Source organism: Psychrobacter sp. GW64-MNA-CIBAN-0177, assembly GCF_040309585.1.
GTDB classification, from domain to species: Bacteria; Pseudomonadota; Gammaproteobacteria; order Pseudomonadales; family Moraxellaceae; genus Psychrobacter; species Psychrobacter okhotskensis.
The window spans coordinates 1-248 of sequence record NZ_JBEOOY010000491.1 but is presented as its reverse complement, the minus strand read 5'-3'; the positions used below and the strand labels follow the sequence as shown (position 1 = coordinate 248).

Genomic DNA, 248 nt, shown 5'->3' with positions numbered 1-248 from the left:
CCGGTGTAGTTGATGAGGTTGTAGACGCCGCTGCCAAAGCCGCCGATATCGGTGACATTGAGGTTGCCGTCCAGGGTCAGATTGCCGCCGACATTCAGCAGGCCTGTGCCGCCACCCAGCACCGGAGTGCCGAGACCGACATCCAGGTTCGAGTTGCCGCCCAGCACCAACGAGCCCACCGACAGCGTGCTGCCGGAGGCCAGGCCGATGTGCCCACCGTCTGCCACAGTCACCGCACCGCCCAATGA

At 64.9% G+C, this 248-nt stretch carries 1 protein-coding gene; it reads right to left on the bottom strand.

From position 1 onward, the window contains the following. Nucleotides 1-227 (bottom strand): hypothetical protein (locus AAEY79_RS15945; RefSeq protein ID WP_352289650.1); only part of this gene is annotated, 227 nt, incomplete at its 3' end. Between the last annotated feature and the right edge of the window lie 21 nt (nucleotides 228-248).